The sequence below is a fragment of the Methanoculleus thermophilus genome, from assembly GCF_001571405.1.
Lineage (GTDB): Archaea > Halobacteriota > Methanomicrobia > Methanomicrobiales > Methanoculleaceae > Methanoculleus > Methanoculleus thermophilus.
The window spans coordinates 1-25,211 of the sequence record NZ_BCNX01000009.1 but is presented as its reverse complement, the minus strand read 5'-3'; the positions used below and the strand labels follow the sequence as shown (position 1 = coordinate 25,211).

General features: G+C 55.4%; 24 protein-coding genes. 14 read left to right on the top strand and 10 right to left on the bottom strand.

What is annotated here, in order from left to right; genetic code table 11:
- Positions 1-84: 84 nt before the first annotated feature.
- On the bottom strand, positions 85-753 hold the full coding sequence (locus MCUTH_RS08940; RefSeq protein WP_066958225.1) for a cyclase family protein: 669 nt from the start codon (positions 751-753) through the stop codon (positions 85-87).
- A complete protein-coding gene (locus MCUTH_RS08935; protein WP_066958224.1) occupies positions 726-1,400 on the bottom strand; it encodes an HAD family hydrolase in 675 nt (224 codons plus the stop codon). The genes MCUTH_RS08940 and MCUTH_RS08935 overlap by 28 nt, the downstream gene beginning before the upstream one ends.
- 167 nt (positions 1,401-1,567) lie before the next feature.
- Here MCUTH_RS08935 and MCUTH_RS08930 point away from each other — a divergent pair, with 167 nt between their 5' ends.
- The 8 genes from MCUTH_RS08930 to MCUTH_RS08895 all read left to right on the top strand — a co-directional run bounded on the left by MCUTH_RS08930 (position 1,568) and on the right by MCUTH_RS08895 (position 10,528).
- Positions 1,568-2,872 (top strand): CDP-glycerol glycerophosphotransferase family protein, encoded by a 1,305-nt coding sequence (locus MCUTH_RS08930; RefSeq protein ID WP_066958223.1) that lies wholly within the window; start codon positions 1,568-1,570, stop codon positions 2,870-2,872.
- A gap of 334 nt (positions 2,873-3,206) precedes the next feature.
- Entirely contained in the window at positions 3,207-4,280 is a 1,074-nt protein-coding gene (locus MCUTH_RS08925; RefSeq protein WP_083524843.1) for a glycosyltransferase family 2 protein, read from the top strand.
- Between the two features lie 207 nt (positions 4,281-4,487).
- Complete coding sequence (gmd, locus tag MCUTH_RS08920; RefSeq protein WP_066958221.1) at positions 4,488-5,546, top strand: GDP-mannose 4,6-dehydratase; 1,059 nt, start codon at positions 4,488-4,490, stop codon at positions 5,544-5,546.
- Complete coding sequence (locus MCUTH_RS08915) at positions 5,531-6,601, top strand: glycosyltransferase (protein ID WP_150468748.1); 1,071 nt, start codon at positions 5,531-5,533, stop codon at positions 6,599-6,601. Before gmd ends, MCUTH_RS08915 begins: the two co-directional genes overlap by 16 nt.
- Positions 6,598-7,536 (top strand): GDP-L-fucose synthase family protein, encoded by a 939-nt coding sequence (locus MCUTH_RS08910; RefSeq protein WP_066958218.1) that lies wholly within the window; start codon positions 6,598-6,600, stop codon positions 7,534-7,536. The genes MCUTH_RS08915 and MCUTH_RS08910 overlap by 4 nt, the downstream gene beginning before the upstream one ends.
- Positions 7,537-7,821: 285 nt before the next feature.
- Entirely contained in the window at positions 7,822-8,226 is a 405-nt protein-coding gene (locus MCUTH_RS08905) for a polysaccharide deacetylase family protein (RefSeq protein WP_083524842.1), read from the top strand.
- Positions 8,219-9,526: a glycosyltransferase gene (locus MCUTH_RS08900; RefSeq protein ID WP_083524841.1), complete on the top strand. Its 1,308-nt coding sequence runs from the start codon at positions 8,219-8,221 to the stop codon at positions 9,524-9,526. Before MCUTH_RS08905 ends, MCUTH_RS08900 begins: the two co-directional genes overlap by 8 nt.
- A 210-nt stretch (positions 9,527-9,736) precedes the next feature.
- The gene (locus MCUTH_RS08895) at positions 9,737-10,528 is read left to right on the top strand and encodes a glycosyltransferase family 2 protein (protein WP_066958213.1); all 792 of its coding nucleotides are present in this window, start codon (positions 9,737-9,739) and stop codon (positions 10,526-10,528) included.
- A 403-nt stretch (positions 10,529-10,931) separates the two neighbouring features.
- Here the strand turns inward: MCUTH_RS08895 and MCUTH_RS08890 are convergent, their stop codons facing one another.
- The 4 genes from MCUTH_RS08890 to MCUTH_RS08875 form a co-directional block, all read right to left on the bottom strand.
- Positions 10,932-11,939 carry an NAD(P)H-dependent glycerol-3-phosphate dehydrogenase gene (locus MCUTH_RS08890; protein ID WP_066958211.1) on the bottom strand — a complete coding sequence of 336 codons (1,008 nt, stop codon included), beginning with the start codon at positions 11,937-11,939 and terminating at the stop codon, positions 10,932-10,934.
- Positions 11,936-12,685, bottom strand: coding sequence for a phosphocholine cytidylyltransferase family protein (locus tag MCUTH_RS08885; RefSeq protein WP_066958210.1), 750 nt, complete (start codon positions 12,683-12,685; stop codon positions 11,936-11,938). The genes MCUTH_RS08890 and MCUTH_RS08885 overlap by 4 nt, the downstream gene beginning before the upstream one ends.
- Positions 12,686-12,803: 118 nt before the next feature.
- The gene (locus MCUTH_RS08880; protein WP_066958208.1) at positions 12,804-14,288 is read right to left on the bottom strand and encodes a nucleotide sugar dehydrogenase; all 1,485 of its coding nucleotides are present in this window, start codon (positions 14,286-14,288) and stop codon (positions 12,804-12,806) included.
- Entirely contained in the window at positions 14,285-15,214 is a 930-nt protein-coding gene (locus MCUTH_RS08875; RefSeq protein WP_066958207.1) for a Gfo/Idh/MocA family protein, read from the bottom strand. The genes MCUTH_RS08880 and MCUTH_RS08875 overlap by 4 nt, the downstream gene beginning before the upstream one ends.
- A gap of 157 nt (positions 15,215-15,371) precedes the next feature.
- Between MCUTH_RS08875 and MCUTH_RS08870 the strand changes: the two genes are divergently transcribed.
- Positions 15,372-16,817, top strand: a complete 1,446-nt coding sequence (locus tag MCUTH_RS08870; protein WP_236707447.1) for a flippase — start codon at positions 15,372-15,374, stop codon at positions 16,815-16,817.
- A 121-nt stretch (positions 16,818-16,938) separates the two neighbouring features.
- Positions 16,939-17,376: a GNAT family N-acetyltransferase gene (locus tag MCUTH_RS08865; protein ID WP_066958391.1), complete on the top strand. Its 438-nt coding sequence runs from the start codon at positions 16,939-16,941 to the stop codon at positions 17,374-17,376.
- A 74-nt stretch (positions 17,377-17,450) separates the two neighbouring features.
- Here MCUTH_RS08865 and MCUTH_RS08860 read toward each other — a convergent pair whose 3' ends face one another.
- Positions 17,451-17,903, bottom strand: a complete 453-nt coding sequence (locus MCUTH_RS08860) for a DUF5814 domain-containing protein (protein ID WP_066958203.1) — start codon at positions 17,901-17,903, stop codon at positions 17,451-17,453.
- The gene (locus MCUTH_RS08855) at positions 17,900-18,526 is read right to left on the bottom strand and encodes a DUF2150 family protein (protein ID WP_066958202.1); all 627 of its coding nucleotides are present in this window, start codon (positions 18,524-18,526) and stop codon (positions 17,900-17,902) included. Before MCUTH_RS08855 ends, MCUTH_RS08860 begins: the two co-directional genes overlap by 4 nt.
- 114 nt (positions 18,527-18,640) lie before the next feature.
- On the opposite strand from MCUTH_RS08855, the gene MCUTH_RS08850 reads away from it, so the two are divergent.
- Together MCUTH_RS08850 and thiI are read left to right on the top strand one after the other, a co-directional pair.
- Positions 18,641-18,901 carry a hypothetical protein gene (locus tag MCUTH_RS08850; RefSeq protein WP_066958200.1) on the top strand — a complete coding sequence of 87 codons (261 nt, stop codon included), beginning with the start codon at positions 18,641-18,643 and terminating at the stop codon, positions 18,899-18,901.
- Positions 18,889-20,067, top strand: a complete 1,179-nt coding sequence (thiI, locus tag MCUTH_RS08845) for a tRNA uracil 4-sulfurtransferase ThiI (RefSeq protein ID WP_066958199.1) — start codon at positions 18,889-18,891, stop codon at positions 20,065-20,067. Before MCUTH_RS08850 ends, thiI begins: the two co-directional genes overlap by 13 nt.
- Before the next feature lie 52 nt (positions 20,068-20,119).
- Here thiI and pscS read toward each other — a convergent pair whose 3' ends face one another.
- Together pscS and MCUTH_RS08835 are read right to left on the bottom strand one after the other, a co-directional pair.
- Positions 20,120-21,298, bottom strand: a complete 1,179-nt coding sequence (pscS, locus tag MCUTH_RS08840; RefSeq protein WP_066958197.1) for an O-phospho-L-seryl-tRNA:Cys-tRNA synthase — start codon at positions 21,296-21,298, stop codon at positions 20,120-20,122.
- Positions 21,295-21,477, bottom strand: a complete 183-nt coding sequence (locus MCUTH_RS08835; RefSeq protein ID WP_066958196.1) for a hypothetical protein — start codon at positions 21,475-21,477, stop codon at positions 21,295-21,297. The genes pscS and MCUTH_RS08835 overlap by 4 nt, the downstream gene beginning before the upstream one ends.
- Positions 21,478-21,607: 130 nt before the next feature.
- Here MCUTH_RS08835 and MCUTH_RS08830 point away from each other — a divergent pair, with 130 nt between their 5' ends.
- The gene (locus MCUTH_RS08830) at positions 21,608-22,768 is read left to right on the top strand and encodes a metallophosphoesterase family protein (RefSeq protein ID WP_066958194.1); all 1,161 of its coding nucleotides are present in this window, start codon (positions 21,608-21,610) and stop codon (positions 22,766-22,768) included.
- The coding region (locus tag MCUTH_RS08825) for an AAA family ATPase (RefSeq protein WP_066958193.1) at positions 22,755-25,211 on the top strand (2,457 nt) is incomplete at its 3' end. The genes MCUTH_RS08830 and MCUTH_RS08825, both read left to right, overlap by 14 nt.

Here is a 25,211-nt window from a genome sequence, read left to right as displayed (position 1 = left end):
GAGCGGCTGGGGATCTCCAGATCTTCCCGGAGTAGGGAGGAGGATCTTACCTGTGGCATTTCATCTGCTGATGGGGTCCCGGAATCACCTGAACTCCGCGAGTGCCACCACCGGTACTCCGTCCAGGTCGTCAAAGACCACCGGATAGACCCGCAGGGTCCAGCCTCCCTCAAGCAACCGGTCGTAGGAGAGGTCAACGTCTTCGAGAACGAAGATGTGCGGGGACCGACAGAGGAACGCTCGGTGGACGTTCATCCCCTCTTCCGGGTTTGACGGTGCCGCAATGGATATTGTATCGATCCCGAACAGCCTGAGGGCGGGGTTTTCCCTGCAGAGAAACTCCGGCACCTCGGGGTGCACCCAGGGGTGCTTTTTCGCGTAAGTCTCCGGGTCTCTCTCCCTGATCCGGCCGCTCCCGGTCCTCACAAAGAGCGCCCGGGCGCACTGGATTTTGTCAAGATGCGGAGTGAGATCGTGGATCCGGATCGGCTCCTCCCCCTCTTTCGGCACCTCGATGCACTGCGCAGGTTCAAAGACCGCCTCCGGCGCAAGGAGGGCCCGGACGGTGCCCCCACCCGGACAGAAGTGCCGGGGGAGGTCGATGTGCGTTCCGGCGTGGCTTGATACGGCAATCAGGCTCTTTTCTTCCGCATCGCCCCTCTCAAAAGACTTTGTGGGGGTGATCGTGAGCGGTTCCGTTCCGGGGTAGAGTGGTGTTGCCCGGTTTAGGGGGTACGAGATCGGGATGAGCATACACTCTCCCGTAGATACTCCCGGAGTTCATGAAGGTTCTCCACGATATGCTCCACCCCCGGCCGGCCGACGAAGCGGTTCGGATCGCCGGGGGCAACCCTTGCCACGAACCGAACGCCGGTCTCATAGGCCGCCTCCCAGTCGTTTGGGGCGTCTCCGACGAATAGCGCCTCTTTAGGTGAGGCATTGGTCTCTTTAAGGATTTCACGGATGCATTCGGCCTTCGTCTTCGGCGAGCCGTAGATCCGGACGAAGTACTTTAAGAGGTCCCGGCGGCGGGCGATCTCGTGCATCTCGCCCTCCGGGGTTGCGGAGACGATATAGAGCGGGAGCACCCGGGAGCAGTCCTGGAGAAGTTCCTCTGCCCCTTTGGTGTACGGCACGGTGAGCATGGCATCATAGATCAGTCCGGCGTATTCGCTCGCGAGCCGCTCCTCCTGCTCGGGGGTGAGGTCTTCGTGGAGAATGTTTGCGTAGATGTAACGGAATTTGTCGTACCGGGACATCCCGCCGTTTTCGAGGTGGAAGGCGATGATCTCGTCGAGGTGTTCGGGAGCAAAGGAGAAGATCTTTCGGAACGCGGCGGTCTTTAGGGGTATTGATTCGACGATGACGCCGTCGAAGTCGAGGATGAGGGTGGTAAGCATGGGTCTCACTATTTCGGTATCTCCACTTATGGGTTACCTGGATACACCATATAGTCATCTCTACTGTCCAGCGGGACGTATGCCGGGATCAGGGGCGTGCCTCCTCTGGATTAAAATCATTCGAATTCCGGTAGGTTTATCATAAGAATACCATTGCTATAGTTGCTATGGTTCAGATGCCCGATCTACTCAATCCCTTTAACTCCATTCAGGTGCAGAAGGCATATGAGGTCTGGTCGCTACTGGGCAAAGGCCTCCTGAAAGAGATCCTGAATACCGGGCTAAAAATTCTGAACAGGATGATACCCAAGAAGAATAACCAGATCCTTTTTGCAAGCATACCCGACTACTCGGACAACGCAAAAGCATTGTATGAATACTTAGTCGCAAACCAGATGCACCGTCAATACGATATCGTCTGGTTGGTCGATGATCCGGGGATTTGGAAGATATTGACGCAAAACGGAGTAGCGGCACATCTTGAGAAGAGTCTTCATGGGCTTTACGCCATCTTTCGATCGCGATACATCATCACAACCCATAACCACTACTGCCGATTAAAAGCAGGTAACCAGTTCCTGGTAAACCTCTGGCACGGGGCGCCGCTGAAAGCCATGGGATACGCGGACTGCCTGGAGACAGAAGAGGCGTTAAACGACATTCGAAAAGGGGTAGAGGCTGAGGATATCCTCATTGCAACATCGGGCATCACGAAAAACGCATTGGTGACGAGTTTCCTCATCGATCCCCGCAAAGTTGTCGTCACCGGTCAGCCTCGAAACGATTATCTCTTTACCGCTCACAAAGGCCATATCCTGGCCGGGTTACTGGAGAGGGATCTATCCAGGTACAATGCATTGCTCCTGTACATGCCGACATTTCGCGTTGGCTACGGTAGGGTCGAAGGTACCGTGGAGCACCTGGACCTGCTAAAATCTGAGCGGTTTAATAGATTCCTGAGCGACAACAGTATACTCTTCGTTCTTAAACTTCACCCTTATGAGGAGCGGTATTGGTTATCCCGCGATGATTTTAGAAAGAACAATGGAAATATTGTTGTACTGGAATCAGAGCGCCTCACGGCCAACCTTGTCAGTATATACGAGGTGCTCGGGAATTTTGATATCCTGATCACCGACTATTCTTCGATATATTTTGACTATTTGCTCTTAAATCGGCCGATCATCTTTATACCCCTGGATTTGGAGGAGTATGCACAAACCCGGGGATTTCTCCTTGAGCCATACGACTTCTGGGCGCCCGGCCCAAAGGTTACGACGGTTGATGCGCTTATTGACGAGATTCGGAAATGTCTTGCCGATCCTGCATGCTACGAGGAGGAGAGAGTGGTGGTCAATAATCTTATTAACCGATTCCAGGATGGAAACTCATCGCGGCGGGTATGGGAAGAGGTTCTGTGTAAGACTGGTGGGCCCTGTGCAGGTGGAGCCAGCAACAACCACTCGCAATGAGGCTCTCTTGACATAGACTGCCGGGGTCATCATTTTACGTACATCTTTGCAATTTCCGCTGATGTTTGCTTGGGTTGGCCCGTTAGACACATTTGCGCCAGAAGATGCCCCTCTCTCCATGGTTTTCCGGGCACCGCTGATCAGCACGATAATGTCGGTAATTCCCAGTTACTCCAGGAACCTTTAAGCCTTTGAACTCCCTCTTGGGGGCAAAGCGATGTCGGGGGGATGAGCTACGGTGATCCGATCTTTCCGGGGGAAGTCTTCCTCAATTATAGAATGTTCCTCTCTTGCAGGCGTGCAAATTCGAGGCATACATGATCCCGGATTGTCGATGAGGGTCCTATCGACGACGGAGCAGCGCTCATCAGAGTTGTTCCAGATCCCCAGGGCCAGACCTGATCGGGAGCAGCGTGTACACCACCCGATCCTACCGAATGAACTCGATAGCAGTACAGAACCGGAGATATCTGTAGTCATCCCGTTGTTAAACAAAGGGCCTCATATCCGGCGAGCTTTGCAGTCCGTAATAAGCCAGACCGTCCAGGACTTTGAAGTGATCGTCGTGGATGGAGGATCGACCGATAGCGGCCCAGAGATAGTGAAGGGGTTCGGTGACCCCCGGATCCGGTTTGTCCGGCAGAGGGGATCCGGGGTTTCTGCTGCCAGAAACCAGGGGGTGAGCATGAGCCGGGCCGATCTTGTCGCGTTTCTGGACGCCGATGACGAGTGGATGCCCCGGCATCTGGAGACGATCCTATCATTGAAGAGAGAGTTCCCAGAGGCTGGAGCCTACACAACGGCATACAAAATTCGGAAAGTGAGTGGCAGGCTCCGATGGGCGAAGTATCGGGCGATCCCGCCTGCACCCTGGAGAGGCCTGATCCCGAACTACTTCAAGTCCGCTGCACTCGGTGAATATCCGGTATGGACATCGGTTGTCTGCATCCCGAAAAAGATCTTTACCGAGGTTGGCGGATTTCCGGAGGATGCGTGGTTTGGAGAAGATGCCGACCTATTTGGTAAGATTGCGCTGAAATATCCCATTGCTTTCAACTGGTATATGGGGGCGATCTATCACTGGGAGGCTGCCAACAGGGTTTGTGGACGGCAACTCCCTCTTGCTCCTGAACCGTTCGTGAAGACTGCGCTTCAATCGATGGAGAACGGTGCAATCCCTCACGAGTTACTGAGCGATGTACAAGAGTATGTCGCGAAGAAAGAGATTGCGAGAGCTGCAAGAAACCTCATTGCCGGCGAGAGTGAGGAGGCCAATCGGATATTAAAGGCGTACAGAACAGAGTGTCTTCGGCATAGAAGATTGATCCTGCGCAGTATGGCAGCGATACCTCTTCCGCTGTTTTGGAAAGCCGTCAAATTGAAGGATTTATTTGATCTTTATATATAAGGATTGATGTCCCCCAGATTTATAGGAAATACTTTGATTATGTTTCATATGTCTTTCAAAGATTTACTGCAGAATACCGATAGCGTTTCTTGGCAGTTCCTATTTTAACCTTGATTCTCTCGAATCTCGTGAAACGTGAGAGTATATCAGCAATACAAAATCCATATAATGTGAGTTTACAAACAAGTTACTGATTGTCAAGATGGGATGGTGAATATTATCCTTAAAAAAGCTTTAATAACCGGCATCACCGGGCAGGACGGCTCGTATCTCGCTGAGTTCCTCCTTCACAAAGGCTATGAAGTACATGGAATCATTCGGCGGGCATCGACCTTCAATACTTCCCGGATCGATCACATCTATACCGATCCCCACGATGCCGGTGCCCGTCTTTTCCTCCACTATGGCGACCTCTCTGACGACGAGCAGATCTCCCACCTCATCTACAATATCAAACCCGATGAGGTCTACCACCTCGGGGCCCAGAGCCATGTACGGGTCAGTTTCGATACGCCCGAGTACACCGGGAACGTCACCGGTCTCGGGACAACCAGGCTCCTAGAGATGATCCGGAGGAGCGGAAACGGAATAAAGTTCTATCAGGCTTCGAGCAGCGAGATGTTCGGGGCGACACCGCCGCCGCAGAACGAGACGACACCATTCTGGCCGCGGAGTCCGTATGCCTGCGCCAAACTCTATGCCTACTGGATGACGCGGAACTACCGCGACGGCTACGGGATCTTTGCCGCAAACGGGATCCTCTTCAACCACGAATCCCCCCGACGGGGCGAGACGTTCGTGACGAGAAAGATCACGCGCGGGATCGCCCGGATCCTTGCTGGAAAAGAGAAATACCTCTACATGGGGAACCTGGATGCTCGGCGGGACTGGGGGTTTGCCCCGGAGTACGTCGAGTGCATGTGGAGAATCCTCCAGCAGGAGGAGCCTGATGATTTCGTCATCGGGACCGGCGAGAGCCATTCCGTCCGGGAGTTCCTTGAGACCGCCTTCTCCTACGTCGGCCTCGACTGGGAGGAGTACGTCAGGATCGATCCCCGGTACTTCCGGCCGACCGAGGTTGAGAACCTCATCGCGGATGCCAGAAAGGCCCGGGAAAAGCTCGGTTGGAAGCCCTGCGTGACGTTTACCGACTTAACAAAGATCATGGTCGATGCGGACCTGAGGGAGGCAGGACTTGAGCCTCCCGGTGAAGGGGACGAGTTCCTCGCCCGGGTGTATCCGGACCGGTGGTGGACGAGAGATTGAGGCGGCCAAGGGTCTGTTTCTACACCAGTGACTATGGTTATGGCCACGCGGCGCGGGACATCGCTCTGATCCGTGGGCTGCAGGAAACCCTGCATGCTGAAGTGATCGTCAGGACCGGTTCACCTGCTGAGTTCATGGCCCGCTCGCTCCCCGGGGTTCGGGTCCTGCGGGTTTGGAATGACCCCGGGGTTCTGATGGATGGCACTGTCGTGGATAAGGAACGGACTCTTACCGCGGTAGAGCGGTGGCTTTCCACCTGGGATGACTGCATCGCCGGCGAGAAGGCCTTCCTCCATGACCGCGGGATTGACCTCGTCCTCTCCGATATCGCCCCGCAGCCCTTCCTCGCCGCAGAGGAACTCGGGATCCCGTCGCTCGGTGTCTCGAACTTCACCTGGCATCTCATCTATACTCACCTCTACGGGCAGAACGAGTTGACCAGCCGAATCGCTGAAGCCTACCGCGCCGCAGACGGCGCTTTCCTGCTCCCGCTCCATGAGCCGATGGAGGTCTTTTCCGACCAGCGGGAGGTGGGGCTCGTGGTGCGACCAGTGACCCGGTCCCGGGCGGAGCTTCCGGGGCTTTCCTCCAAGCGACCACTTGTTTACCTCGGCGGCGGTCAATCCCTTGACCCTGCTGTGTTCCGGGGGATCAAGACCGCACTCCGTGAGTGCACCCTCCTTGTCCCGTCATGGACTGAGATCCCGGGCACGATCCGGATCCCTCCCGGCGAGACTGAGACTCAGGATTGGATCGCCGCCTGCGATCTGGTGGTTTCAAAGCCCGGCTACAGCACCATCTCGGAAGCGATCCGGGCCGGCGTCCCGCTGGCCCTCTTCCGAAGGGATGGGTTTGCCGAGGACGACTATCTCATCGGGGGCGTTGAACATTTGGGTATCGGGAAAGAGGTCTCAACGGAGGCTGTCCTCGACGGTTCGTGGACGGAGGACTTAGAATCCCTGATGGACCTTCGAAAGAACTTTGATGAAATCGATGATATCTTCAAGAGAGACGGGACAAAAGATTGCACTGATATAATCCGGGAGATGGTATGATGTTCTGGGAGGATAAGACAGTCCTCGTCACGGGTGGGGCCGGGTTCCTCGGTTCAGCCCTCGTGAGGACACTTGAGCAGCGCGGACTTGCGAAGGAGAATATCCGGGTGCCCCGGAGCAGAGATCTTGACCTGCGGCAGTGGGAGAACTGCGTTGAGGCTGTGCGGGATGTCGACCTCGTCATCCACCTTGCAGCCAAGGTCGGGGGGATCGGCTACAACATGGCTAACCCGGGTTCCCTCTTCTACGACAACGCCGTCATGGGGATCCAGTTGATGGAGGCCGCCCGGCAGGCCGGTGTGAGAAAGTTCGTCGCGGTCGGGACGATCTGCGCCTACCCGAAGTTCACGCCCATCCCATTTCGGGAAGAGAACCTCTGGGAGGGGTACCCCGAGGAGACCAACGCGCCTTACGGCCTTGCAAAGAAGATGCTCCTTGTCCAGGCCCAGGCCTACCGGCAGCAGTATGGGTTCAACGCCATCTACCTCCTCCCGGTGAACCTCTACGGTCCCGGTGACAACTTCGATCCTGCAAGTTCACACGTCATCCCGGCCCTGATCAAGAAGTTCGTCGAGGCGGTGGAGACCGGTGCGGAGAGCGTCGAGGTCTGGGGGACCGGGTCGGCATCGCGGGAGTTCCTCTATGTCGACGACGCCGCGGAAGGGATCGCACTCGCCGCCGAACGTTACGACAGGCCCGACCCGGTGAACCTCGGGGCGGGCTTTGAGATCACCATCCGCGACCTTGCAACCCTCATTGCCGACCTCACCGGGTTTACGGGCGAGATTGTCTGGGACACGACCAAGCCCGACGGCCAGCCCCGGCGGTGCCTGGATGTCTCCCGTGCGGAGCGGGAGTTCGGGTTCCGGGCGAAGGTCGATTTCCGTGAGGGGCTTGAGCGGACGATTGAGTGGTATAAGAAACATCTTGTGTGATATGTAAATCTTCCAATTAGCAGACGACAAATTACTTACATGAGGTAAATTGAAAATCAACAAAGTTATAGGAGATGAATTGGGGTGAATTGATCTCTAGAATTCTAGTAGTAAAATTAAGTGGAAACTGAAGGTAACCCCCCGTGGGGGGAGTTGTATACTATATCATGTCATGCTGTTGAATAGATTGGATTAATACGCAAGTGGAACTGTATTCAGCCCAAAGATCTCCTCAAAGTTTCAATTGAAATATGGATCCTTTCCACTATCGCGCAATGGGCCGAGATGCCAAGAACTGGGCGAAAGACTCACCGGTCTCTCACTGTAAGCGAATTAAAAGAACTTGCTCGGGGAGGGCTGATAGAAATTGGATCACATACGGCAACCCATACAATGCTCTCTATGCAGCCAGTAGGTATACAAAGGACTGAGGTTATTCAGGGTAAAGAATATCTTGAAGAGACGCTTGGTCGCCCAGTGCAGACTTTTTCGTATCCCTTCGGCGGCCGAGTGGACTTCAATCGAAAAACTGTCAAGATAGTGAAGGAGGCAGGTATTACTACAGCATGCGCCAACTATGGCTTAACCCTCATTGGAAGTACAGACCCATATCGCCTCCCCAGGGCGCTGGTCAGAGACTGGGATGTTGAGTCGTTTTCATCCAGAATGAAGGCTTGGTTTAATGAGTGAATCAGCTCTCCGCATCCTTCAGGTAAGCACGTATGACATTGCCGGTGGTGCCGAAAGGATTGCATGGGATCTTCATACGGCTTACCGTGCTCATGGCCACCACTCATGGTTGGCAGTAGGGATAAAAAAGTCGCAAAATCCAGATGTTTTTCCTATTCAAAACAGGTTTAACAAAATCTTTCAACTCGTTCCAGCCAGGATCCGGAGTTTACCTCGCACCCCGGGTGTCGTGAAATTGGTTGACTTCCTGACAACCCCCCGTCGGATCGGTGCCTATCTTAAAGGCTATGAGGACTTTGATCACCCCGGAACCTGGAAATTGCTTGATCGGAACCCTGAATCCCCCGATATCTTCCACTGCCACAACCTCCATGGCGGTTATTTCGACCTCCGTGCCCTTCCTCATCTCAGCCGCCAGATCCCGACCATACTTACCCTCCACGATGCGTGGCTCCTTTCCGGTCACTGCGCTCACTCCTTTGACTGCGAGCGCTGGAAGACAGGATGTGGAAACTGCCCGGATCTCACGATTTATCCGGCGATCAGAAGGGATGCGACGGCTTACAACTGGCAGCTCAAGGCGGATATTTATAGGAAGAGCCGGTTGTACGTCGTCACCCCCTGCCGGTGGCTCATGGATAAGGTCGAAGAATCGATGTTGGAACCGGGGATCGTGGCATCGAGGGTAATCCCCAACGGCGTAGATTTAGGTATCTTCCACCCGGCTGACCGGGCTGAGGCCCGACGGGAACTCGGGCTCCCACACGATGCAAAGATCCTCCTCTTTGCAGCAAACGGCATCCGAAAGAATATCTGGAAAGATTACAGGACCCTGCAGTCAACCCTTGAGATGATTGCAAAAACCGGAGCAAAGGTGCTCTGTATTGCCCTCGGCGAAGCCGCCCCGCCGAAAAGGATTGGTAATATCGAGATCAGGTTCATCCCCTACCAGAAGAATCCCCAAAGAGTCGCCCGATACTACCAGGCGACCGATCTCTACCTCCACCCCGCCCGTGCCGAAACCTTCCCGAACACCACCCTTGAAGCCCTAGCCTGTGGCACCCCGGTTGTGGCGAGTGCGGTCGGAGGCATCCCCGAACAGATCATAGAGGGGCGGACGGGTTGTCTCGTACCGGTGGGAGATGCCCGGGCGATGGCAGGACGGGTCCTTGGGTTGCTCGAAGATGAGGAGCTCCGGTTGCGGATGGGACGGGAGGCCGCCGAGGATGCGGCACGGCGGTTTGGACTGGAGAGGATGGCAGGCGAATATCTTTCGTTTTATCGGGCCATCCTCAAATAGCAAAACCCTGAAACAGCCCGAACTGCGAAAATTTCAAGAACACTTGTTCTGCTTCGTTCATTCCTGCAGGAAATCGCAAAGTTCTGAAGAGGTATGAGATTTCAAAGGCCCCCGGTTGTTCGCCCTAATGCTGCAACCTAATGTTAATAACTGGGTGGCATCATAAATGGTATACCTATGATCTTTTGTGGTCTTTGAAAGGATGATGCTATGAATGATTGCAAAATATCGATAATTACTGTATGTTTTAATTGCGAAGAACTTATAGATAGAACAATAAAAAGTGTTGTAGAACAGAGTTATACAAATATCCAATACATCATCATCGATGGGTTATCTTCTGACAGAACCCTTGAGATTGTAAAAAAATACGAGAAGTATATTGAAATATTGGTATCTGAGAAGGATGATGGCATTTACGATGCCATGAATAAAGGGCTGAAATACGCGACTGGCGATCTTGTTTACTTCTTAAATGCGGGAGACTATCTTTACAATAGCGATGTACTGAAAAATATCGCTGAAAGATTCTGTGCTGACCCGGATAATGACATATTCTATGGAGATTATATCTATTACGATGTGGTTGATGAGCAGCGGTGTTCCAGCTACCGTACTGGTATCCAGGATCTGATCCGCAGAGGATATTGTCACCAAACCACCTTTGCTAAAAGATCTACTTTCACGAAATATGGGGGATTTAACACAAATTATAAAATTTACGCTGATTTTGATTGGTTGCTCCGGGTCTTAATTGGATCCGGACAAAGTATGAAGTATATTGGTATACCTGTAGTATACTATTTGAAAGGGGGAGAGAGTGAGAACCAGATTATAACAAATTATCTTGAAAGGATAAAGGTAATATGGGGAAACATGGGTATTCATGGATTACTACTCCTTGGCATCTGCTTTCCATCCATCATTTGGAGATATCTCATAAAGCAAATGAGTGGCAGTAAAAAACTGGCAGAAATCGATGGAATTGAGGCAAAAAATTAATCTTTCTATCCCAAAAAAAGATAACATCTCAGATCTTCTGCAATTTATCTGAATTCTGTCTCCTTGTTTGATCATACATAGCTGACGAAGATCTATCCTGTGTGCTTTGTTCACTATATCCATGTGGCACTCAGAAATATTCTCCGGCTGTATCAGAATGATGTTGCAGAGGGTCTGATGGAAGCATATGGGGATGGAACCGCGACTCCAGGGTTTTGCAAATGGCTGAATTCTCGGGAATACCGAAAAGCAGCCAACACTACATAGAAGAAGACGGCTAAAGTCGCCTTCTTGAGTATTGGTATGATCATCCGAGTCACCAATTGAATCCCGGCAAGTTCCATTCTTTGAGATTCTGGAGTTTTACTTTTACAGAAGGTTCGTTACGAGTGACATGGCCAACTCACCCGGCCCGCACCACCCGCCTGGAAGTACGCCGGGGCGGTCCCCGAATAAGGGTCTCAACAGTGTTCCGGATACTGCTCCTGCCGTTCAATACATCTGAGATAAGCGTTGCAATGGGCATATCAATGCCGTGTCTCGCCCCAAGCTCGATTATGCCTTCAACGGATTTAGACCCCTCAAATGTCACCCCGGGCTCCAGGTAGGGTGTCTTTATGATATTCTTTCCAACCATCAGGCCCAATGTCCGGTTGCGGCTTTTATCCACGTTCGCCGTAAGATTAAAATCGCCAAAGCAGCAGAACTTCGTGAATATCTCCCTGTCGGATGAGATCTCTCTCAAGAAGCGGCACATCTCTTTATAGCACATATTCAGGAAGGTGTAATGTTCATTGTAGTTGCCATACACCGAATCCCACATTCCGGCGCCGATGGCATACACGTTCTTGAGTACTCCGCACAACTCGACCGCCCTGAGGTCGTCTGAAAAATCGAGGATGAATCCTCCGAATAGATCGGATAGCATCGTCGAAAGCGATGGATCGGCAGCACCGATTGTAGCGCCGGCAATGTGCCCGTATGCAATCTCGTCGGCGAAGTTCGGTCCTGATATACAGACAATATTTGGGTTGTTTGATTCCTCGAAGATGATCTCGCTCATTGTCTTGAGTGAGGGATACTCGAGGCCTTTGGATACGGTGATAATGACCTTATTCGCAAGGTCGTGACTGATGGCATGAACGATGGAGCGGACCTCGCTGGAGGGTACGGCAATTAGCACGGCTTGGCAATCCTCAAGACCATGATTACCGGCGATCAGTCTTGCACGGATATTCGGGTTTAACAGTAGACCCGGAAAGTAATCGGGGTTGCACCTCTCATCGTTAATCGAATTGACGACCTCCTGTTTGCGTCCATACAGGATAACCTCTTCTGCTCTGCTGGATATCCTCTGTGCAAGGGCGGTGCCCATACTTCCGGCGCCGATGATTCCTACCCTTGAGATCATCCCAGATGCCTCCGTGTACTGTCAGACACACTCGCGATGCTTTTTGCATATATCAGGTCGTGGATATCATCGATCTCGGTCCATTTCAGCCCATTCGTAAAAGAGTATGCAAAGCGCCCATCTTTCGATAGGGGCTTGTATATTTCATCATAATAACTATTCGGATCACTGGCGATCCTGTATCTCAGAAGTCTTTTTGCTTCCTCTACGTCACCTCTGGCGATCTTTGAGATGCCGATAAACTCTCCTGTCGCTTCATTTATCGGGATAAACTTACCAATCTCCTCTATCTGGCCATTTACGATTCTTAATTTGAATGATTCCTCTGTGAGTGTTTTCTTATCATCAACCACGATTGCCGTCTGGTTTATGCTCAGTAGATCACTCAGTATGGCATAATCGTAGAGTAAATCCCCGTTAAATATGACAACATCATCGTCTACGCCAGATATCCCGATATTAAGTGAGTAGGCTGTGTTGGTGGAGAGAAACTCGTTGTTGTAGGCGAGGATCAGATCAACACCGTATTTGCTCTCCAGTTTGGAACGGGCCCCCTCTACGGCATCAGCGTTATATCCAACAACGATCTTGATTGTATCCACATCAAAGGACGCCAGATCTGCTACCATCCGCTCCAGCAACGTATAGCCATTGACGGTCAGCAGGCATTTGGGGCCTACCTTCGTAAGATCGATATCCTTGCCTAATCTTAGCCCTCTTCCTGCTGCTAAAATTATTCCAATCAATGTAGACCCCCTGATCCCGGCTGATCAGGCGGTGGTGCACCGCTGGATCGTATCGCCCGGGATCGCGTTTACGGCAGCCTTTTTACTCCCGGTAGACGTATCGACTGACTGGCGGTTCTCATACATAAGAGTATTGCCCGGTGCCCGGAGTGTCCCGAATCGATGAACCGCTCCAGGCGATCGGATGGTTGTTCTTATCGCCCCGGCCGATGCCTTTGTAGATAAACCCCGCCCGGATGAAAGCATCCGGGTCGATGACGTTCCTGCCGTCGACGATCACGGGGTGCTCCTCACCCGAGAGCTCCTTTACCCGGCCTGCGTTGAGAGTGGCGTAGTGGTGATGCGCCGTAAAGATCGTGATGGCATCCGCTTCCACGAGGGCCGCGTCCAGGTCGTGCATGATCTCGATGCCCGGATAGTCCTCAACGAACGGATCGTGAACCCTGACCTCTGCACCCGCCTTTGCCATCGCCGCAAGATAGGACTCTGCCGGTGTATTTCTCGCATCGTCCGAGTTCTGGATGAATGCCCATCCAAGGAGCGCAACTTTCGCATCTTCCGGGGATTTTCCTGCCCGCTTAAGCCCTTCGCACGTCAGGTGAACCATGTGCCGGGGCATGAACTCGTTGATCGCCCGTGCGACGCCGAAGATCGATTCGGTTCCGTGTGGATACCAGAGATCGCCGCCGAGGACCTTTGCCCCTCGCTCGAGGTGCCATGAATCTTTTGTCAGGCAGTGGCCACCTACCCCGGCCCCGGGCCAGAGGATTGCCCGGGTGATCCCCTCGCCCTTGAGTGAGTCGATCCCGGTCCGGACATCGTAGACGTTGACGCCCATTGCCTCGCAGTGGAGGGCGAGTTGGTTGACAGCCGCGATCTGGAGGTCGCGGAAGGCGTTCTCGGCGGTCTTCGTCACCTCGGCCGCGGTCGCGGTCATCGGGATGATCGTGCCGGTCGTGAGAACGGGCCGGTAGAGTTCGGCCGCACGCCTCGTCGAGACGTCGTCGATCCCGCCGACGATCCGGTCGTGCTCCCGGATATTCCGGAGCAGCCGCCCGACCATCACCCGCTCGGGGGCGTGCGCCAGTGCAAAGTCCTCGCCGGCGACGAGCCCGGACTCCTCTTCGAGAACATCGCGGGCCATGCGCTCGGTCGTTCCCGGGGTTACGGTCGATTCGAGGACCACGAGCGTGCCCTCCGAGAGATTCTTCCCCACCGCGCGAAGTCCCTCGGTCAGGGCAGAAAAGTCCGGAATGAGGTCTTTTGGGTCCTTAAACGGGGTCTGGATGGAGAGGGTCACCGCATCACACTCCGCGATCGCTGCAAAATCCGATGTGCACCGGAACTTACCCGCACCAACGACCCTGCTGAGGAGTTCTTCAAGCCCTGGCTCCTCTCCCTTGAGCGGAGACTCGCCCCGGTTCAGCATGGCGATCTTGTAGCCGGAGGACGGGGAATCACGCTGGAATCCGACGACTGACTCGAACTCCGGTGCGTCGGCAAAGAGCACCGCGGCCGGAATACCAACGTAACCCATCCCGACGACACCGATCTTCTTGATCGGGCCCCTGGCGTTAATGAGCGATTGCAACCTCTTACTCATACCCGCACCATCTTAGGGGAGAAGCACCGCGCGATATTCTCACAGATCTCCATGTTCAGCAGCGCCTGCTCGGGGGTGACCGGGAACGCTCTTTTCCTGGCGACGCAATCGAGGAACGTCGAGAGTTCGAGTTTCAGAGGTTCCTGCTTGTTTACAAGCACCTTCTCGATGATGTTCTCCTGCACATAGCGCTCATCATCGGCCGCATACTGTCCAGGTTTTCTATGGATGTAGATCTCCTGGGCCATGAAATCTCCTTCGATGGTGAACTCTTCCTCCTCGATGTAGATCATGCGGATCTTCTTTGAGGACTTCCTGCTCGCTGAGAGGTAGACTGGTGTCTCCCCGAATGAGAAGAGAGCGCTGCATACATCCTCGTTTCCACTCCCGGTGAGGCGGTAGTCTCCGGTAGGAAGGAGGACGTTTCGCACAATATCCACGTCATGGATCATCAGGTCTTCAACGACCGAGGAACTGTTCACCCGTGCCGATGCCGGGTTATGCCGTTTTATCTCGATGTAGAGGGGGTTCCGGACAATCTTTTTGATCTCGGGGAGGATAGGGTTGAACCGTTCGATGTGGCCGATCCCGGTTACGAGGCCGTCCGGGATCATCTGGATAAGCCGCCTGCTCTCGTCAGCAGTTGCGCAGATGGGTTTTTCGATGAGAAGTGGTACCCCGGCATCGAGGACTTGCTCTGCAATCTCGAAGTGGTAAGAGGTCGGAACACAGACACTCACTGCATCCACGCCTCCGAGCAGGTCTTCAATGCTTGAAGAGACTGTTGCCCCGAAGGCTTCGGCAAGGTCGCGGGCCGCCTCCCGGTTAAGGTCGTACAGGTAGAGTGAGTCCACCGCCTTCAACTCTGAATAAACACGGGCATGATTCCTGCCCATCATTCCGACACCGATCACCCCTACATCCAAGATCTCACCGCCAGTAGTTTTTGCTGCACTCGCCTGGATCGAAAAGACTCATCCTGCCAGACCGCTGATGGCCCCCTTGCATGAGTTCAAAACTCATAAATTTTTTGACGGAGAATCCAATGCTGTGTTTCGACCCAGGGGGTATCTTGCCCGAGTCATGCGTATTGACCCGATCCAGCGTCAGAGCCTCATCAGCCTCGCCTCAACCCTGGGCCTCACCGCCGTCGGGTTTCTCTCCACGATGCTCTTTGCCCACACTGTCGGTCCCGCGATACTGGGTGCGTACTTCCTCTTTGTTGCCTATTTCAGCGTCTTCAATCTGATCGGCGATGGGGGATTTGGTGGTGCTGCGGTAAAGCGGATCAGTGAGGGTGAGGATCAGAATGCGTATTTTACCGCGTTTTTCGTCCTCCGCGTGATGCTGGTGGTCGTCTCGGTGTGCCTCCTCCTCGTTGCACGGCCGTATCTCGTCGATATCACTGCATCCGGGGCCTTTTTCTGGTTGATCATCGCGCTGGTCGCGAGCGTCTTCACGAGCGTCGCATCCAACGCGGTCTACGGCAGTGGGAAGGTCGGCGTCAACCAGATCAGCCAATTGGTTGACAACCTGGTCAGGGTTATTGTTCAGGTCATTGCGGTCGTCCTTGGGTATGGCATTGCGGGTCTCGCCGGGGGGTTCGTTGCCGGGCTCCTTGCGGCTGGACTCATCAACTACCGTTTCCTCGATCTCAAACTAGCGCCGTTTGGTCTATTGCATATTCAGAGCCTCTTTCTCTTCTCGTTCTGGAGTTTTCTTGGTTCCAGCGGTTCTCTAGTCTTTTCGTATGCCGATATCATCATGCTCGGCTATTTCCTGACGGATACCGAGGTCGGCATCTACCGTGTGGCGCTTCAGCTCACTACGGCTGCAACATTCATCACCACAGCGCTCCATACAACTCTCTATCCGAAGGTCAGTTACTGGGGGAAACAGAACGATCTTGTTTCGGTGGAGCGTGCACTTGCCCGTGCCTTCACCTACTCGCTCCTCCTCGCGGTCCCGGTCGTTCTCGGCGGCTGGATCCTCGGGGAGCGTCTCCTCTACTTCTTCTATGGGGAGGCATTCTCCACCGGGGCGGGAGCTCTTGCGATACTCCTGCTCGTCCAGGTTGTTCATGTCTTTATGTTTCTCCAGACGACGTGCTTGAACGCCCTCGACCGGCCGAGGGACTCGTTCCGGGTGACGGCAGTTGCAGTTGCTGCGAATATTGGGCTCAACCTCTATCTCATCCCGGCATACGGCATCGTCGGGGCATCGGCGGCAACACTCGTCACCATGGTTCTCAATGCAGCGCTCGCCTACTATGCCCTATCCCGGAGTATTCGGGTAACGATAGAGCCCCGCAGCGTGGGTAACATCGTCCTTGCTGCACTCATTATGGCGGTCGTTCTTGCGGCCTATTCACTCGTCGTCCCGCTCTCAAACGTCTTTGTCGTTCTTGGGGCGGTTGCGCTCGGCGGGCTGGTCTACTGCCTGGTCCTCCTCAGACTTGATGGTGGTATCCACGACGAACTCAAAGACCTGGCCGGAAAACTGGGTCTCCCGTGGCCCGGCTCACTCTAAACCCGGGAGAACCACGGTCCACGGGCTGCGCTTGCTATCATCCTAACACCCCCCGGAAACCTCTCTCAGTTTAATTGAAGTAAGATGGTGCAGCAGGTTGTGCTCATATGAGAGGATGATGATGAGGAAGAATATCCGTGAACTGGAACGTGATGAGTTTTTGCTTGCAGAGAGGGTCTGGATGCACTACCGCGGCCAGAAGTCCGATCCGACACGGGAGAGGATCTTTGGCGTCTTCGTCGATGGAACCCTTGCGGCGACGGCTCGCTGCACACGCCATCCGGAGGGGCTTGAGATGGACTGCGTCTTCACCCTGGACGAGTACCGTGGAAGCGGATATGCAAGGGAAGCTGTCCAGAGACTTCTCGAAGAATGCGGCTCCGAGACGATCTACATCCACTCAACACTTCCATTGATTGGGTTTTACGAAAGACTCGGGTTTGAACTCATCCCGGAGGCGAGGCTGCCGAAGAGTATCCGGGAGCGGTTCCTCTTCTGCTTTGGGGAGATGGCGGGCTGCAACGTGGCTCCCATGATGCGCAAGCCCGGGGGCGGGTAGTCGCCAGGAGCCATACTTATGCGGCTGCCCTGAATGGGGCGAAGAGTGGAGCCCGGGACATCCAGGGTCTTGCCTTAGTGTTCGATCTTCCTGATATGCTCGATGGCGTTCTCCGCCAGTTTCTCCCGCCCCTGCAACTCGGCGACGTCGCGTATCGCCTCAAGCATATGGACAGAGTCTTCGAGGAAACTCAGGATATCGGCGGGGTAGAGGTCAATCCCGTACTCGTCGAGAAGGTGGGCACTGATCTGGCGGTGATCAAGCCCCATCTCACGAAACTCGATGATCGCAAGGGTGAACTTCCGCTCAGGGCATCCGCAGTAGGGTGCGTTTTTGCATTCACAGTCCATGAAGTCGCGGAAAAAAGCGAGGAGCTGCTCCCGCATCCGGCGATCGAGGTTATCGAAGTTGATTGCCCTCCCGAGCGCCTCAAGAAATGCGCCTGAGAAGACATGATCCGGGAGCCGGAATCCGGCTGCCCGTTCAAGTCTCCTTGCCGCCCGAAATCGGGCCTTATCTGCAATCACGAGACTTCTCCAGGCTCCTCGTCAAACTTCGCGAGTGACTTCATGGCGTTGCCCATGGTCTCGATCTCGATTAGCCACTCGTCAAAGAGGCTTGGATTCTCCACGTTGTCCTTGATATATTTTCCGCAGCAGGTGGCACCATCGATCACGGCCGCCCCGATATTCGCTGCAACCTCAAGCGCCTCATCGAGGTTCTCCTCGTCGATGCTCCGCCCCTTCTTCACAAGCGTCTTGATATCTTTATCAAACTCACCCTCGAGGTACTTCCGGCAGGCAGTAAAGAGCACCAGCAGCGAGAGCTGGAGCGACCCGATGATCTCCTCGAGGTCTCCTTCGGGGAGACCGGTCATAACAATCAGCTCCACATCGTTGAGCTTCTCAATGGTCTCCTCCTTCGTGAATCGGCCGTTCTGGTAGAGACGGATGATCTTTAAGACCGAGAGGGTGATATCCTCAGTGAAACTGTAGAGTATCTGTTCCCCTTCGGAGACCTCTTCGCCCTCTGCGGGCTCGAAACTTGCCTCTTCCAGCGTCTTAATCCAGTTGTCCCAGCGCTCCTGATTGTAAAAAATATAGAAGAGTTTCATGGGTTCTGCCTGTTTGGCACTCGCCTTCTTTGCCATATCAGTACACATTCGGAGTGCCTCTGTTAAATACCATTTGCTCACGATGCAGAAGGCTTAAATTGCCGCGATTCGCGAAGATTCATGTAGGTCGAGCGAGCATAAAAAGAGGAGATGCGAGATAGACTGGGGCTGGCTTCGCTCATGAAATCCTTTGAGCCTATTGCGGCCGCCCAAGGACTCCTTGCGCGGGAGATTCCGGGGACCATACGGGTCCGGTCCACCGGCGATCATCGAGCTCCTAGTGAGGTCGACCTGGCGCATCATGCAGAGTTGGAGCGGTTGCTCGATGCGGTGAAAAAACCGGGTTTTGAGGATGTTATGGCTGCTCCGGAGGGCTATCGGGAAGGAGGCGCAGATTCGTGGAAGCGGTGATGATTCGGTACAGCGAGATCTTCCTCAAGAGCGAGCCGGTGAAACGCCGGTTCATATCGATCATGATCGAGAACATCCGGCTCGCACTGGAGGCCGAAGGGCTCTCTTACCGCATCGAGGCTCCCCGGGGGAGAGTTCTGATCTACGGAGACGAACCCCGGCAGATTGCCGGGGTGGCGGCAAGGACGTTTGGTGTGGCAAGCGTGAGCGTCTGCACGGTGACCACGCCCGATATCGAGGGGATCTCGGCTGCAGCCGTTGAGCACGCCAAGCGGCGTCTCCACCCGGGAATGTCGTTTGCCGTCCGGGCACGCCGCTCGGGGGTCGAGGGATTCAACAGTCAGGAACTCGCGGCCGAGGTTGGCTCAGCCATCCTTGACCGGATCTCTGATGCAAGGGTTAACCTGACGGCGCCCGACTACGAGGTCTTTGTTGAGGCCCGGGAGTTTGGCGGCCTTGTTTACGATGAGAAGATCGATGGGCCGGGCGGTCTCCCGTATGGGACACAGGGGGAGGTGCTGTGTCTTCTCTCGGCAGGGATCGACTCGCCCGTCGCGTCGTGGTTGATGATGCGCCGGGGCTGCCGGATGGTTCACGTCAACATGCGGGGCGGTCGATTCGGAGGAGCCGATCTGGAGCGGAACGTCCTCGCAAATCATGCCCGGCTCTCCACCTGGATCCCGGGGCACCCGCTTGATCTCCTTGTCGTGGATATGGAGCCGTTCTTTGAGGTGATCACGGGCTTGAAAGAGCCGCGCTACCGGTGCATCCTCTGCAAGCGGTTCATGCTCCGGGTTGCCGGCATCCTTGCGAGGGAGCGCGGCGCTTACGCGCTTGTCAACGGTGACAACCTGGGGCAGGTGGCCTCCCAGACGCTTGCAAATATGACCGTGATCGCTTCGGCGACGTCCATTCCGGTGCTTCGCCCGCTGATTGGGTTTGACAAGGAGGAGATCATCGAGCGCGCCCGCGCCATCGGGACGTTCGAACCCCATCCCGGGAGTGTCGAGTGCGCGGTTGCTCCCCGCTACCCTTCGACAGCGGCACCCGCGGAGACGATTGCACGGATTGAGGAAGAGATAGGCGTTGCTGCCCTCGCGGAGCAGGCTACCGGGGCGGTGCAGCGCTACCGCGCAAAGAACGGAGTGATTGAGTTGGTTGAGTGAGGGGTTCTGCCCCCGCTCACACTGTGCCGCTAAAAAAGAGTTGACGAGTCTTTCAGATAATATTCAACCCATTCTCCCGCGCAACCTCAATAAATGCCTCTCCGACATACCGGATCTGCTTCTCGGTCAGCCCGAAGGTGTTGAACTTCCAGACCCGGGTGGACCCGGGGATGACACCGGTGATCCCCCGCTTCTTTAATGCGCTCGAGAGGAAGAAACCACGTTTCTTGTGCTGCTGCGCGACCTTATCGAAGGACTCGCTGGTATCGATCCGGGTCAGGGTGTGCTGCCGCGGGTAATCTGAGAGCACCTTCGTCCCCTCGATGGAGAGGAGGGCGTCAACGACTGCCTGTGAGTGGGTTACCTCGGTCTCCCAGTGTTTCACCCGCTCCTTTACGTGAGGGAACGAGGCCATCATGCCGACGACGGTGACCCCCATCAGGGTGCAGCCCATCATCTCTATCTCCTTCATGCCGAACGACCTGCCCGTTACATCTCCCTTCGCCTGTGTCATCCGGAATACCCGCTCCGCGTGCTCGTTCGTCGTCGCAAGGAGGCCGGATGGTGCTGGGGCCGCCATGCTCTTGTGGCCCGACCCTACCAGAAAGTCGGCTCCGAGTGCCTTGCCGTCGATAGGCATGATCCCTACGGTGTAGGCCCCGTTGACGAGGACCGGGATGTCGTACTGGTGGGCGACCTTGATGATGCCCGCGACGTCATGAATGTTCCCGAACTGGTAGTCGACATGATCGACAAAGAGCAGCGGTGGCGTCTTCGAGAACTCACGGATCACCGCCTCAATCTTTTCCGCCGCAGCATCGGCGGTGATGTGATTATTTTTATCCTTTGGAATCTCCCGCGGGATCCCTCCAGCCGCCTCGATTGCCATAAACTCCGTATAGTGAGCGAGCGACGTCAGGATGACCGGATCGCCTTTCTCAACATATGTATTTGCCACCGCCTGGAACCCGCGGCGCGCTCCCGGCACCACCCGCACAGTGTCCATATTCAGCCACGCAGCAAGGTCCTTGTGGAACTGCGCGATCGGGGGGTTCTGAATATAATCAAGCCTGGGGGGATTCCGGCAGTTGTCACAGACTGAGTAGCCGTCGCCGAATGATATCGCCGCTTTCATGGCGTCCGCGGTGAGTCGCCCGCCTGCCTGAATCGGGTCAATGTTGATATACATCTCCTCGATGTCGCGTGACTCGATATCTACTGCGCATTTCACTGGATCAACTCCTCTTCAATGATTGCGATCTGCCGCTTCATCTTCTCTAACGTGGCTGCGGCGCGCGCTCTCTGTGCCTCGTCAAGGTCATGCTTGGGAGCTGTCTCCCGGAGCAGAAACCGGAGGTCGGAGAGGAGGAAGAGCGCCTGAAAAACTGCATCTACGGCTCTTTTCGACACGAGATCACCATACAAATATTGGTGAGGATATATTAGTTTACACGTATTTTTGACACCGACCCGGTGCCAAACACTTTCACAGCACAGAGATCAGGCATTTATACGCAAGAGACACGGAGACTAATTGGGCATGAAGATCGTTCATGTAGCAGACACACATCTCGGATTGTCGGCATTTAACCGGGTAGACCCCAAAACCGGGATGAACCTGCGCGAACAACTCATCTATGACAACTTCCTCGCCGCCATCGATCGAATCATCGACTTGCATCCCGATGCGCTCGTCCATGCCGGCGACCTCTTCCACCAGGTCAAGCCGAAAACCCGCGCCTACACAACGGCCCTCGATGCCCTTGGCCGTCTTAGAGATGCCGGGATACCGGTGCTCATGGTCGCGGGTAACCACAGCATGGCCAAGACCCGATATACGGCATCGCCGTTTGAGGTGCTCGAACGGGCAGGCTACCGCGCAAACGATCTCTACATCGCTCACCATAACCGCTATCGGCGGGTTGAACTCGATGACGTTGTCTTTCATCTGATCCCGAATATGCTTCTCCCTGAGGGGTACCGGGCAGCGTTTGAGGAGATAGAGTTCTCCTCCGGCACAGACGTGCTCGTCACTCATGGTCTTGCAAGCGTTCTCTCGGATCGAAGGCTCCGCACCGTTGCCGAACACGAACTGGATGCGACGATCCTCTCCGACCGGTTCGACTACATCGCGCTCGGCCACTTCCACGATCAGGTACAGGTCACCGATAATGCCTGGTACAGCGGGTCGCTTGAATACTGTAATTACGGTGAGATATCGGATACCAAGGGTGGCCTCGTCGTGGATCTGGCCTCGGGGGAGGTCCGGCATGTCGACCTCCCGCACACCCCCATGATCAACCTCGGCCGTATCAACTGCGACGGTCTCTCTGCCCGGGAGGTCGTGGATGGAATCCTTGACGCAGTTGATAGAGCCGGGAAGGGGATCTACCAGGCGATCTGCCAGATCACGCTTGATGGGATCCGGCGCGAGACACTCCGCGCACTTGACCAGAAGCCCCTCGCGGAGGTCAGGAGCCGGGTGCTCGACCTCAAACTGCAGGCCCTCACCATCGACGATCCATCCCGGATACTTTACGAAGACTCGCTTGTCGGCCTTGACTACGTCGCCGAGTTCAAGCACTTCGTGGAGATGGAGCACCTCGCCCCCGGCGATGAAGAGTTCGTGAAGAAGACCGGGACAGATGTCCTCAGAACGGTCATCGCGCGCCACAAAGAGGGGGAGAATGCTGCTGAATAAACTCCGGATGCGGAACTTCAAGCGGTTCCGCGACCAGGAGATCACCTTCCAGGACGGCATCACGGGTATCATCGGGAACAACGGGACCGGCAAGAGCAGCATCGTGAGTGCTATTCTCTTTGCTCTCTACGGGCTTCAGGGGACGGGGCTAGATGGGAACTACATCGTCAGTTCCTTTGCGGGCCCGCAGGATGTCTGCGAGGTCCGCCTGGACTTCCTGGTCGGTGGCAACGAGTATGCCGTCGTTCGCAGGTTCAAGCGGCGCCCCTCCTCGACCCTCCACGAGGCGTACCTCTTCCTGAACCAGAAACTGCTTGCAAGCAGCGTCCAAAAAGTTGGAGAAGAAGTGCACCGGATCGTCGGCATGGGGCCGGGTGACTTCCGAAACACCATCTACGCCGGACAGAAGGAACTCCTCACCCTGCTCGAGAGCCGGGCCGGATCCCGGAAGGATTGGTTCATGCAGGTGCTGGGCATCGATTACCTCAAGAAAGACAGCATGGAGGAGTTAAAACAGATCATCGATGCCCGGGAAGGAACTCTTTTGGAGTTCACGGGAAGACTCCAGGAACTCGATGCCGCCTCGATTCGCGACCGACTTGAGGAACTTCGCGCCGAACTTGCCCGGGCGGAGGACGAACTGAAGCGGATCAGTGCCGGCGAGCAGAGCGCTGCAGAGATGCTTGAGCGCGCCCGTAAAGAGCGCGATCGGCTTCTCTCCGTGCGCGACCGCTACCTGCACCTCGCGCGGGAGAGGGAGGTGCTTGAGGCAGAGATCGCGCGGCTCCGCACCGAGTGCCAGGAGGGAGAGGCAGAGATCGCACAGCGGCAGCGGTTGCAGGACGAACTTAGAGATCTCGATCTCCTTGCCGGGCGTTACGAATCCTTAAAGGCAGAGCTCGCCCAAATGGCCGAGAATAGGGCAACCGTGGACCGCCTGAGGCACGAGGTGGAGACCGTTGAGGAGCAGATCCGGGAGTATACTGAACGCTTCGCAAAGATTGAAGCCGAACTCGCCGTACTGAAAAAAGATGAGGACGCGGTTGCTGGGCTTTCCGGTGATATTGCAGCGCTGCAGTCGCTTCATAATCGTATCTCGGCGATGAAGGCTCTCCAACCCGAATACGACAGTCTTCGTGAGGAACTTGCTCGCCTCGATGAGCGGTTTGCCCAGATAGAGCAGCGGGTCCTGGAGAACCGAAAGGAGATAGAGCGGATTGAAGGGAAGGTCCAGCATCTCCGTGCGCTGGAGGCCGAGGTCCGTGACCTCGATGCTCTCCGGGCCCGTGAAGAGATCTTTCTCTCGGCGGCGGAGTATGCCCGGCAGAGAGAGTGGTGCCTGCAGGAAGCTTGCGCCGCCTCCGAAGAGATGAATCAACTCGAGACCGAGATCGCCGGAGTTTCCCGGCAACTCGCCGGGATGGGTGCGATTGAGGAGCAGATTGAGTCTGCAGAGAGCAAAAAAGAGTACCTGACTTCACGGATCAGCGTGTGCGCCGAACGCCAGGAGACGATCCGCGAGGAGATCCGGCGGCTGGCGGAGCACCGGGCCGAGATCATCACCGCAGGCCCGGAAGGGTCCTGCCCCATGTGCCACCAGAGCCTCGGCGAGCATTATGAGGAACTGGTCGACGATCTTGCAGCCGCCAGTGAATTAAAACAGAAGACGCTTGCCGATCTCGAGCACGAGTATGCGAGGGCAGTCGCCGAGCGCGAGGCCCTCATCGCAGGCTTACAGAACCTTTACCAGCAACGTACGGCATACCAGCGCTTAAAGGAACAGCATGCGCTTTATTCCTCCCGATACGAGCAGACCGCAGCCGTCCTGCAACGGCGCAAGACCGAGGCTGAAAAGTACAGTGCCGCAATACGGGCGCTTGGTATGGATGAATACGATCCCGAGGCGCATAATGCCCTCAAAGAGCGGATCCGGGACCTGACCGGGAAGCGGGCGGAGGCTGATACGCTCCGGGGCGAGTGCAGCCGCCTTCCCGCCCTCCAGAAGGAGCGGCAGCAGCTCATCGCCGATGTCGAGGATTACCTGGCCCGTAAAGAGGAGGCCGAGGCGAAGATCGCACGGCTCGGGTTCGACCCAGGGGTCCTGCAAGACCTGGAAGCGCAGGCGCAGGCGCTTGAGGCGTCTTACCGTGCGTATGCGCAGATGCAGGCCCGACTTCTGCAAAAACCAGCGCTTGAGGAGGAGCACGCTGTCGTTCTTGCAAAGATTGACGGGCTTTGTAAGAAGCGGGAGAGTGCGATGGACGAACTTGCCCGCCTCTCTTTTGACCCGGAACGGTTTGCCGCACTTGGCGAAGAATGCAACCGTGCCGAAGCAGCATTCCAGAGAGCGTTTGAACTCCGTGTGCGCCTCGAAGGACTCTCGCGGCTCTCCCAGGCGCTGGATGCGAAGCGAAGCCTCCTTGAGAGCCGTGAGGCTGAACTG

Bases quoted from the DNA above. Each gene is read 5' to 3' on its own strand.
- MCUTH_RS08940 (WP_066958225.1), bottom strand. From the start codon at position 753: ATGCTCATCCCGATCTCGTACCCCCTAAACCGGGCAACACCACTCTAC.
- MCUTH_RS08935 (WP_066958224.1), bottom strand. From the start codon at position 1,400: ATGCTTACCACCCTCATCCTCGACTTCGACGGCGTCATCGTCGAATCA.
- MCUTH_RS08930 (WP_066958223.1), top strand. From the start codon at position 1,568: ATGGTTCAGATGCCCGATCTACTCAATCCCTTTAACTCCATTCAGGTG.
- MCUTH_RS08925 (WP_083524843.1), top strand. From the start codon at position 3,207: ATGAGGGTCCTATCGACGACGGAGCAGCGCTCATCAGAGTTGTTCCAG.
- gmd (WP_066958221.1), top strand. From the start codon at position 4,488: ATGGTGAATATTATCCTTAAAAAAGCTTTAATAACCGGCATCACCGGG.
- MCUTH_RS08910 (WP_066958218.1), top strand. From the start codon at position 6,598: ATGATGTTCTGGGAGGATAAGACAGTCCTCGTCACGGGTGGGGCCGGG.
- MCUTH_RS08905 (WP_083524842.1), top strand. From the start codon at position 7,822: ATGCCAAGAACTGGGCGAAAGACTCACCGGTCTCTCACTGTAAGCGAA.
- MCUTH_RS08900 (WP_083524841.1), top strand. From the start codon at position 8,219: ATGAGTGAATCAGCTCTCCGCATCCTTCAGGTAAGCACGTATGACATT.
- MCUTH_RS08895 (WP_066958213.1), top strand. From the start codon at position 9,737: ATGAATGATTGCAAAATATCGATAATTACTGTATGTTTTAATTGCGAA.
- MCUTH_RS08890 (WP_066958211.1), bottom strand. From the start codon at position 11,939: ATGATCTCAAGGGTAGGAATCATCGGCGCCGGAAGTATGGGCACCGCC.
- MCUTH_RS08880 (WP_066958208.1), bottom strand. From the start codon at position 14,288: ATGAGTAAGAGGTTGCAATCGCTCATTAACGCCAGGGGCCCGATCAAG.
- MCUTH_RS08870 (WP_236707447.1), top strand. From the start codon at position 15,372: ATGCGTATTGACCCGATCCAGCGTCAGAGCCTCATCAGCCTCGCCTCA.
- MCUTH_RS08865 (WP_066958391.1), top strand. From the start codon at position 16,939: ATGAGGAAGAATATCCGTGAACTGGAACGTGATGAGTTTTTGCTTGCA.
- MCUTH_RS08855 (WP_066958202.1), bottom strand. From the start codon at position 18,526: ATGGCAAAGAAGGCGAGTGCCAAACAGGCAGAACCCATGAAACTCTTC.
- MCUTH_RS08850 (WP_066958200.1), top strand. From the start codon at position 18,641: ATGCGAGATAGACTGGGGCTGGCTTCGCTCATGAAATCCTTTGAGCCT.
- MCUTH_RS08830 (WP_066958194.1), top strand. From the start codon at position 21,608: ATGAAGATCGTTCATGTAGCAGACACACATCTCGGATTGTCGGCATTT.